Here is a 10,000-nt window from a genome sequence, read left to right as displayed (position 1 = left end):
ATCGTTTACGGCGTGGACTACCAGGGTATCTAATCCTGTTTGCTCCCCACGCTTTCGCGCCTCAGCGTCAGTTACAGACCAAAAAGCCGCCTTCGCCACTGGTGTTCCTCCACATCTCTACGCATTTCACCGCTACACGTGGAATTCCGCTTTTCTCTTCTGCACTCAAGTTCCCCAGTTTCCAATGACCCTCCACGGTTGAGCCGTGGGCTTTCACATCAGACTTAAGAAACCGCCTGCGCGCGCTTTACGCCCAATAATTCCGGATAACGCTTGCCACCTACGTATTACCGCGGCTGCTGGCACGTAGTTAGCCGTGGCTTTCTGGTTAGGTACCGTCAAGGTACAAGCAGTTACTCTTGTACTTGTTCTTCCCTAACAACAGAGTTTTACGACCCGAAAGCCTTCATCACTCACGCGGCGTTGCTCCGTCAGACTTTCGTCCATTGCGGAAGATTCCCTACTGCTGCCTCCCGTAGGAGTCTGGGCCGTGTCTCAGTCCCAGTGTGGCCGATCACCCTCTCAGGTCGGCTATGCATCGTTGCCTTGGTGAGCCGTTACCTCACCAACTAGCTAATGCACCGCGGGCCCATCTGTAAGTGATAGCCGAAACCATCTTTCAATCATCCCCCATGAAGGAGAAGATCCTATCCGGTATTAGCTTCGGTTTCCCGAAGTTATCCCAGTCTTACAGGCAGGTTGCCCACGTGTTACTCACCCGTCCGCCGCTAACGTCATAGAAGCAAGCTTCTAATCAGTTCGCTCGACTTGCATGTATTAGGCACGCCGCCAGCGTTCATCCTGAGCCAGGATCAAACTCTCCGAAGAAATGTTTGATTGCTCAATTTAAAAAATAAAAAATTAACGTTGACGTTTACTATTTCGTTCAGTTTTCAAAGAACTCTTGTCTTAAAGCGACTTCTATATAATAACACTTTATAAGAATCGTTGTCAACACTTTTATATAACTTTTTTAAAACTACTAAAAACCTCATATATGTTTTGCTGACTTTTTATATATTACCAAAATGAAAAGCCTATGGCAAGGTTTTTTTACATAAAAAAAGCCCCTTCTTTTTCAGGGGCTTTTTTTTATTCTTCCGTTTCTTCAGCTTCAATTATTATATCTGTCTCTTCATGTTCGTCTAATTCATCTAATATTTCGTCTTCATCTTCTGAAGTTTGTACTTTTGCAACCGTTGAAACAAACTCTTCGTCTCCTAAACGGATGACTTTGACACCTTGTGTGTTACGGCCCATTTGTGAAATATCTGAAACAGAAACACGGATAAGAACGCCGCTTACTGTGATAAGCATAATATCTTCTTCTTGAGATACGCATTTCAGTGCGACAACATCACCATTTTTATCAGTGATATTACATGTTCTTAAACCTTTACCGCCTCTTGTTTGTACACGATATTCTTCAATCGGCGTACGTTTTCCGTAACCATTTTTCGTAATGATCAAGATATCTGATTGTTCTTCGAGAATCTCCATACCGATTACTTCATCTTCTGAATCGAGAGTGATTCCTTTAACTCCAGTAGCTGTACGTCCCATTGAACGAACATCATTTTCATTAAAACGAATTAACATACCCTTCTTCGTTCCAATAACCATATCGCGCTTACCATCTGTCAATTTAACAGAAATCAATTCATCTTCTTCTCTTAAATTCAAGGCGATAAGTCCGCTATTTCGAATGTTCTCAAAAGAAGATAAAGGTGTACGCTTAGAAATTCCTTGTTTTGTAGTAAAGAATAGATACCAATCGTCTACAAATTCATCGACGCGAATGATGGCATTTACCCACTCACCCTTGTCTACTTCTAACAAGTTAATAATAGGTATCCCTTTAGCCGTTCTTCCGTACTCTGGAATTTCATATCCTTTTGTCCGATAGACTTTTCCCTTATTTGTAAAGAAGAGAATCGTATCATGGGTAGATGTTGTTAGAAGATGTTCAACGAAATCATCTTCGTTTGTATTCATTCCTTGAATACCTCTTCCGCCTCTTCGCTGACTCTTATACGTAGAAACAGGCAAACGTTTAATATAGCCGTTGTGCGTTAAGCTAATAACAATATCTTGGCGAGGAATCAGATCCTCGTCTTCAATAATTTCAGCTCCTCCGCTTACGATTTCTGTTCGACGTCCGTCATTGAATCTTTCTTTTACTTCTATTAGTTCTTCTCTAATAATTTCTAATACTTTTTCTTCATCTGCTAAAATAGCTTTTAATTCAGCAATTAGCGCTAATAAAGATTGATATTCTGCTTCAATCTTCTCTCGCTCTAATCCTGTTAAACGCTGTAGGCGCATATCCAAAATAGCTTGCGCTTGTTTTTCAGATAACGAAAACTGCGTCATTAATCCTTCACGTGCAATATCTGTTGTTTGAGAACCTCTAATTAAAGCAATAACAGCATCTAAATTATCAAGAGCAATCTTTAAACCTTCTAAAATATGCGCACGTGCTTCTGCTTTTCGAAGTTCAAATTCAGTACGACGGCGAATAACCACTACCTGATGATCTAAGTAGTACTGTAGACATTGCTTCAAGTTCAATACTTTTGGCTGTCCATCTACTAATGCGAGGGTATTAATACCAAAACTTGTTTGAAGAGATGTCTGCTTATATAAGTTGTTTAATAAAACATTTGCATTTGCATCACGTCTTACTTCAATAACAATACGCATACCCGAACGGTCAGACTCATCTCGTAAATCCGTAATTCCATCAATCTTCTTATCACGAGCTAGCTCGGCAATTTTTTCAATTAGCTTTGCTTTATTTACTTGGTAAGGAAGTTCATGAACAATAATAGTTTGTTTACCATTGCTTTGTTCTTCAATTTCTACTTTTGCGCGAACAATAATAGAACCTTTTCCAGTTTCATACGCTTTACGAATTCCGCTGCGGCCAAGAATTTGTCCTGCAGTTGGGAAGTCCGGGCCTGGAATAATCTCCATTAACTCTGCAATTGTGATATCAGGGTCTTGACTTACAGCTAAAACGCCGTCAATGACTTCCCCTAACTGATGCGGAGGAATATTTGTCGCCATACCTACCGCAATTCCGGCTGAACCGTTTACAAGTAAATTTGGAAATCTAGCAGGTAATACAATTGGTTCACGCTCAGAACCGTCATAGTTATCTTGGTAATCAATTGTATCTTTATTGATGTCACGTAACAGTTCCATCGAAACTTTTGACATTCTTGCTTCTGTGTAACGCATAGCTGCTGCTGCATCTCCATCAACAGATCCAAAGTTTCCATGACCGTCAATCAGCATATAACGATAGCTAAAATCTTGTGCCATACGAACCATTGTTTCATATACAGCTGAGTCGCCGTGTGGGTGATACTTACCAATTACTTCTCCTACGATACGAGCTGATTTTTTATATGGCTTATCCGATCCCATACCTAAATCATTCATTGCATATAAAATACGACGGTGCACAGGCTTAAGTCCGTCTCTTACATCTGGTAAAGCACGCGATACAATTACGCTCATTGCATAATCTAAAAAGGATGCGCGCATTTCTTGACTAATATTTACTTCTCTTATTTGAGAGTTTGGTTTATCTGACATCGATAAGAACCTCCTTCGCGAAGTTCAGTATAGTAATTCATATATATGTAAACGCAAGATAGAACCTATCTCTATCCTGACGTTTATATACCCTTTATAAAAAATATAAAGGGTATTACCGTTCATTTAAATATCAAGATTTTTTACGTACTGAGCATTTTCTTCAATGAAATTACGACGCGGTTCTACTTTGTCGCCCATTAAAATTTCAAATGTCTCATCAGCTTCAATTGCATCTTGCAAGTTCACCTGAAGAAGGGTACGGAACTCTGGATCCATTGTTGTTTCCCATAATTGTTCAGGATTCATCTCTCCTAAACCTTTGTAACGCTGAAGGTTTGGTTTTGCGCCTTCAGGGAAAGAAGCTAATACCTCTTCTAATTGACGATCGTTGTACGCGTACTCCACTTTTTTACCTTGTGAAACTTTGTAAAGAGGCGGCTGAGCAATGTACACATATCCGTGCTCAATAATCTGTCTCATATAGCGATAGAAGAACGTTAGAAGAAGCGTACGAATATGCGCACCGTCTACGTCTGCATCTGTCATAATCACAATTTTATGGTAGCGGGTCTTCGAAATATCAAAATCGTCACCAATACCCGTTCCTAGAGCGGTAATGATTGTACGAATTTCGTTATTAGATAAAATTTTATCTAATCGCGCTTTCTCTACGTTGATAATTTTACCACGTAAAGGCAAAATAGCTTGGAAATGACGGCTTCTTCCCTGCTTAGCTGAACCTCCGGCAGAGTCACCCTCTACTACATAGAGTTCGCTAATAGAAGGATCTTTTGATGAACAATCTGCTAATTTACCCGGTAAGTTTGAAATTTCAAGCGCGCTTTTACGGCGTGTAAGCTCACGAGCTTTTTTAGCTGCCATTCTTGCTCTTGCAGCCATTAAACCTTTTTCAATTACCTTTTTCGCCACAATAGGGTTCTCTAGCAAGTAAGTTTCTAAGTGTTCTGCAAACACAGAGTCAGTAATTGTTCTTGCTTCACTATTTCCCAGCTTTGTTTTTGTTTGTCCTTCAAACTGCGGATCTGGGTGCTTAATAGAGATGATAGCTGTAATTCCTTCACGAACATCTTCACCCGTTAGATTGGCGTCACTGTCTTTAAATACGCTGTTTTTACGTGCATAGTCGTTAATCACACGCGTTAACGCTGTTTTAAATCCTGCTTCGTGCGTTCCACCTTCATATGTGTGAATGTTGTTTGCAAAAGAATATAAATTACTTGTATAGCTATCGTTATATTGAATAGCAATTTCTACAGAAATGTTGTCTCGATTACCTTCAATATAGATCGGCTCTTCGTGAATCACTTCTTTCGAACGGTTTAAGTGTTCAACGTAAGACTTAATTCCGCCTTCATAGTGATATTCACGTCTTTTATCTTCTTCACGTTTGTCTTCAATCGTAATTTTAATGCCGCGATTTAAGAAAGCTAACTCACGTAGACGATTAGCTAACGTATCAAAATCGTATTCAAGCGTTTCTGTAAAAATTTCACTGTCTGGACGGAATTGAATAACAGTACCTGTTTTATCTGTTTCTCCAACTACTTTTAAGTCAGCAGCCGGTACACCTCGTTCATATTTTTGATAATGAACTTTACCGTCACGATGTACGTGCACTTCCAAAGAGGTAGAAAGTGCGTTAACAACTGAGGCACCTACACCGTGTAATCCACCAGATACTTTATAGCCGCCTCCGCCAAATTTACCTCCGGCATGAAGAACCGTTAAGATAACTTCAACGGCAGGTCTGCCCATTTTTTCTTGAATACCAACCGGAATTCCACGACCGTTATCTTTGACTGTAATACTATTATCCTTTTCGATAATAACATTAATTTCATCGCAATAGCCGGCCAGCGCTTCATCAATACTATTATCTACAATTTCCCATACAAGATGATGTAAACCCTTTGCGCTCGTCGATCCAATGTACATCCCTGGACGTTTACGAACAGCTTCTAATCCTTCTAATACTTGTATCTGATCAGCTTCATATGCTTGTACTTCTTTTTGTTCCATCGTCAAATGTATCACCTGCACTTTTTTTTAACAGCAAACTGCTGTATTTATCATTTTGTATTATGTTTTTCAAATATTATGTGGAAATAATACGGAGCCTTTAATGTATTTGCAATTTGTTTACTTATGCACAAAATTTTCATAATCGAGGGTACGAGTTGAAATATATAGACTTAAAACTATAATGATATCATATTTCAGTTAGATTGCCTTGCGAAAAGTTTTTAGACAGATCAATCGCTATTTGACCTTTTGAATTTGGCCAGCTTCTACGTGATATGTAGCGGCTTTTTCTAAGGTCTCGTGATGAATTCCTTCAATGCTCGTTGTCGTTACAAACGTCTGAACTTTTCCTTGAATGGTATTTAGCAAGTGTGATTGACGAAAATCATCTAATTCAGACAATACGTCGTCTAAAAGCAAGATTGGATATTCACCTACTTCTTGATGAATTAACTCAATTTCAGCAAGCTTTAACGATAAAGCAGTCGTCCGCTGTTGTCCTTGTGAACCAAATGTTTGAACGTCTTTCTCATTGACGTAGAAAAGAAGATCATCACGGTGTGGTCCTGCTAAGGTGACACCTCTATCAATTTCTCTACTTTTTATTTTATCAAACTTTTGATGATATGCTTCTAACATTTTCGACAAATCTGCATCTTCTGATACATCAATTGAATTCTTATACTCAATTTTTAATGTTTCTAAGTCTCGACTGATCCCTTTATGAATAGGCTCTGCCCACTGTTGGAGTAACTGTAAAAACTCAAAACGTTTTTTTAAGATTTTCGCCGCCATTTCACTTAACTGTAACGTAAGTACGTCTAAAAGTGAAAGATCCGTTTGTTTTTTTGTCTGCAGCTGCTTCAAATATTGATTTCTTTGCTGCAAAATCTTTTGATACCTGCTTAAATCATGCATGTAAACAGGCGAAACTTGACCAATTTCCATATCGATAAATTTGCGCCTTACTTGCGGACTCCCTTTAACTAGGTTCAAATCCTCCGGAGCAAACATGACAGTGTTAATTGACCCTATATATTGACTGAGTTTTTTCTGCTCAATGTGATTATATTTTGCTTTTTTCCCTTTTGTTGAGATGACTAAATCCAGTGTAACAGGCCCTCTATGCTTTTCTACAATGCCCGATAGCTTTGCATACTCACAGTCCCATTTAATTAATTCTTTATCGTTGGATGTACGATGAGATTTAGCCATAGATAATACGAAGATCGATTCCATCACGTTTGTTTTACCCTGTGCGTTTTCACCCAAAATGACGTTTACTTTATTTTCAAAAGGAATCGTTGTCTTCGTATAGTTTCGGTAATTTGTTAAAGTAATTTCTTTAATATACAAACGTTTCACCAACTTTAAGTAATAACAACAAATGATCCTGCAGCCGGTATATCCACTTCATCATTTGCATATAATTTACGTCCGCGGCGCTCTTCTAGCTCCCCGTTTACATATACTTCGTGCTCACTTAAAAACCATTTTACCATTCCACCTGTTTGAATGACGTCTGCTAGTTTTAAAAACTGGCCAAGCGTAATGTATTCAGTTGAAATTTTAACTTCTGTTTTCATGCGACTCTCTCACTTTCTAATGATGTATCTCTATTTTACTAAATAATTCTCCTTGAGAAAAGAAAGCTACTAGTACGGCATGCTAGTAGCTTTCTGAGATTTAATATGTTCGCACTGGTAAAATCAGCTGCAGCATTGAATCATCCTCTAATGTTCGAATGACAAATGGACGCATCGCACCAGTGAAGTTAATTTTGATATCTGTTCCTTCGAGGGCTTTTAATGCGTCTAACATATATTTTGCACTAAAAGAAATTTTTAATTCTTCTCCTGAGATAGACTGACTTTGTACCTCTTCAATTACTTTTCCGATTTCAGGAGAGTTAGAAGAAATTTCAACAATTCCTTCATCCAGCGTAGATAGTTTTACTACGTTGTTTCTTCCTTCACGAGCTAATAAAGAAGCGCGGTCAATCGATTGCAAGAATTCTTTTACGTTCAATATAACATCCGTTTTACTATCAGCTGGGATCAATCTTGAAGTATCAGGATAATTTCCGTCCAATAATCTTGAGAAAAATAGTAAATGTTTTGTTTTGAATAATACTTGATTTTCCGTGATAACAATGTCTACTAATTCATGAGAATCATCAAGGATCTTACTGAATTCACTTAAACTTTTACCTGGAATAACCACATTATACGTTGCTTCATTTCCAGTTTCAATGGTCGCTTTTCGCAAAGCTAGACGGTGACTGTCAGTGGCAATGCACGTTAATTCTTTGCCATCGACTTTCCAGTTTACACCTGTCAAGATAGGTCGTGTTTCTGAGGTGGACACCGCAAAGACAGTTTGTCGAATCATGTTTTTTAATAAGTCTGTCGGTAATCTAAACATGTTGTTTTCTTCGATCTGTGGCAAATGAGGATACTCTTCTGCATCTAAACCATTTAAGTTAAATTCAGCTTTTCCTGAACGAATGATTGTTAAAAAGTGACTTTGGACGTCTAATTCTACAATGTCTTTAGGAAGCTTTTTGACGATTTCACTAAAGAAACGAGCTGGGAGAACAACACTTCCTGGTTTTTGGATATCAACAATCTCTTTTCCTTCTTCTTCGTTTGGAATAAACGATTCAATCGAGATATCGGAATCACTTCCGGTTAAGGTAACACCTTCTTCAGTTGCTACAATTTTAATCCCCGTTAAAATGGGAATTGTTGTTCTAGAAGATACAGCTTTCATAACGTCTTGAACGCTTTGAACTAGATAGTCTTTCTGTATGATAAATTTCATAATAATTAATCCTCCTTAAAAGTAGGTTTAAAAGCTTATTATTTATTATATTTTAAGATAGTAGTAGTAATAGGGGCTGTGGAAATGTGGATAACCCCTAAAAACGTGAGAACACAGCCTATCCACATGTGGACAGACTGTGTACAATCCTAACTCACTTATACACAAAATACAAGTAAAAAAAGCCTATATTTTTAGTGATTCACTTATTTCTTTAATTTGTTTTTGTAGGTCAGTATCTGTTTGAACAAGTTTTGAGATTTTTTCATGCGCATGGATGACAGTAGTGTGGTCTCGCCCGCCAAACTCTTCTCCAATTTTAGGCAGCGAAAAATCCGTTAGTTCGCGAGAAAGGTACATGGCAATTTGTCTAGGAAACGCAACTGACTTTGTACGTTTCTTCGCTTTGAAATCATCTAATTTTATATTAAATTCTTGTCCAACAATCTGTTGGATGTCTTGAATCGTAATAACCCTAGGCTTTGAACTAGGAATTATATCTTTTAATGCTTCTGCTGCTAAATCAGCGTTTATATCTTTATTAATTAGTGAAGAATAAGCTACTACACGGATAAGTGCTCCTTCTAATTCTCTAATATTTGAATCAATCTGATTGGCGATATAAAGCATAACTTCATTTGGAATAACTAAGCCGTCTGCTTTTGCTTTTTTACGCAAAATAGCAATTCGTGTTTCCAAATCTGGTGGTGTGATGTCTGTAATAAGGCCCCATTCAAAGCGAGAGCGAAGTCGATCTTCAAGTGTAGGAATTTCTTTCGGCGGTCGATCACTTGAGATGACAATCTGCTTGCTTTCTTCGTGAAGCGTATTAAACGTATGGAAAAATTCTTCTTGTGTCTGCTCTTTACCTGCTAAGAATTGAATATCATCTATCAGTAAAACATCTACATTACGGTATTTGTTGCGGAATTCTACTGCTTTATTGTCACGAATAGAGTTAATAAACTCATTTGTAAATTTTTCAGATGATAAGTACACGACTTTTGCGGCAGGATTATGATCTAACACATAGTGTCCTATTGCGTGCATTAAGTGTGTTTTACCTAATCCTACCCCCGTAAATAAAAAGCGGATTATACGCTTTAGCCGGCGCTTCTGCTACTGCTAAAGAAGCTGCATGCGCAAACCGATTTCCAGATCCGATAACAAATGTATCAAAGGTATACTTCGAATTTAGCATGCTTTGAGGAAATTCTGCTCCTTCGTCTTTATTGACTTTCTTTTTAGGAGTTTGAATATCGAATTCTTCCTCGGCCTGGTTAGGAGGAATAATAAATTTCACATCTAACTCTTCCCCCGTAAGATCGTAAAGTGTTTCAGCAATTAAATTAGAATACCTAGATTCTAACCAGTCCCGTGCAAAATCATTAGGCGCAGTAATAATGAGCGTGTCTCCTTGTAAAGCGTGAGCTTTTGTCGATTTGAGCCAGGTTTCAAAACTAGGTTTGCTTAATTTTTTTTCAATTTGATCTAAAGCTCTATTCCATAAATCATGAATGTTTTCCAA

The 10,000-nt window shown here is 38.1% G+C and carries 7 protein-coding genes and 1 rRNA gene (1 of these 8 cut by a window edge); all 8 read right to left on the bottom strand.

Features of this window, described 5'->3' with window-relative positions; genetic code table 11:
• Positions 1-828, bottom strand: a 16S ribosomal RNA gene (locus Q5794_RS00040) (it extends 724 nt beyond the left edge of the window).
• Positions 829-1,092: 264 nt separating this feature from the next.
• Positions 1,093-3,603, bottom strand: a complete 2,511-nt coding sequence (gene gyrA / locus Q5794_RS00035; RefSeq protein ID WP_215054917.1) for a DNA gyrase subunit A — start codon at positions 3,601-3,603, stop codon at positions 1,093-1,095.
• Between the two features lie 126 nt (positions 3,604-3,729).
• The gene (gyrB, locus tag Q5794_RS00030; RefSeq protein ID WP_215054916.1) at positions 3,730-5,646 is read right to left on the bottom strand and encodes a DNA topoisomerase (ATP-hydrolyzing) subunit B; all 1,917 of its coding nucleotides are present in this window, start codon (positions 5,644-5,646) and stop codon (positions 3,730-3,732) included.
• A gap of 240 nt (positions 5,647-5,886) precedes the next feature.
• Positions 5,887-7,005 (bottom strand): DNA replication/repair protein RecF, encoded by a 1,119-nt coding sequence (gene recF / locus Q5794_RS00025; protein ID WP_013054823.1) that lies wholly within the window; start codon positions 7,003-7,005, stop codon positions 5,887-5,889.
• Positions 7,006-7,019: 14 nt separating this feature from the next.
• A complete protein-coding gene (gene yaaA / locus Q5794_RS00020) occupies positions 7,020-7,235 on the bottom strand; it encodes a S4 domain-containing protein YaaA (RefSeq protein WP_013054822.1) in 216 nt (71 codons plus the stop codon).
• Between the two features lie 100 nt (positions 7,236-7,335).
• On the bottom strand, positions 7,336-8,472 hold the full coding sequence (gene dnaN / locus Q5794_RS00015; RefSeq protein ID WP_013054821.1) for a DNA polymerase III subunit beta: 1,137 nt from the start codon (positions 8,470-8,472) through the stop codon (positions 7,336-7,338).
• A gap of 186 nt (positions 8,473-8,658) precedes the next feature.
• The gene (gene dnaA / locus Q5794_RS00010; protein ID WP_374988579.1) at positions 8,659-9,522 is read right to left on the bottom strand and encodes a chromosomal replication initiator protein DnaA; all 864 of its coding nucleotides are present in this window, start codon (positions 9,520-9,522) and stop codon (positions 8,659-8,661) included.
• Between the two features lie 10 nt (positions 9,523-9,532).
• Entirely contained in the window at positions 9,533-10,000 is a 468-nt protein-coding gene (locus Q5794_RS00005) for a DnaA N-terminal domain-containing protein (protein WP_374988578.1), read from the bottom strand.

The sequence above is a fragment of the Priestia megaterium genome, from assembly GCF_041941685.1.
GTDB lineage: Bacteria > Bacillota > Bacilli > Bacillales > Bacillaceae_H > Priestia > Priestia megaterium_C.
This window is presented reverse-complemented; position numbering and strand designations above follow the sequence as displayed.

Excerpts from the sequence above, each read along its gene's own strand:
- gyrA (WP_215054917.1), bottom strand. The coding sequence starts at position 3,603 with ATGTCAGATAAACCAAACTCTCAAATAAGAGAAGTAAATATTAGTCAA.
- yaaA (WP_013054822.1), bottom strand. The coding sequence starts at position 7,235 with ATGAAAACAGAAGTTAAAATTTCAACTGAATACATTACGCTTGGCCAG.
- dnaA (WP_374988579.1), bottom strand. The coding sequence starts at position 9,522 with ATGCACGCAATAGGACACTATGTGTTAGATCATAATCCTGCCGCAAAA.
- dnaN (WP_013054821.1), bottom strand. The coding sequence starts at position 8,472 with ATGAAATTTATCATACAGAAAGACTATCTAGTTCAAAGCGTTCAAGAC.
- gyrB (WP_215054916.1), bottom strand. The coding sequence starts at position 5,646 with ATGGAACAAAAAGAAGTACAAGCATATGAAGCTGATCAGATACAAGTA.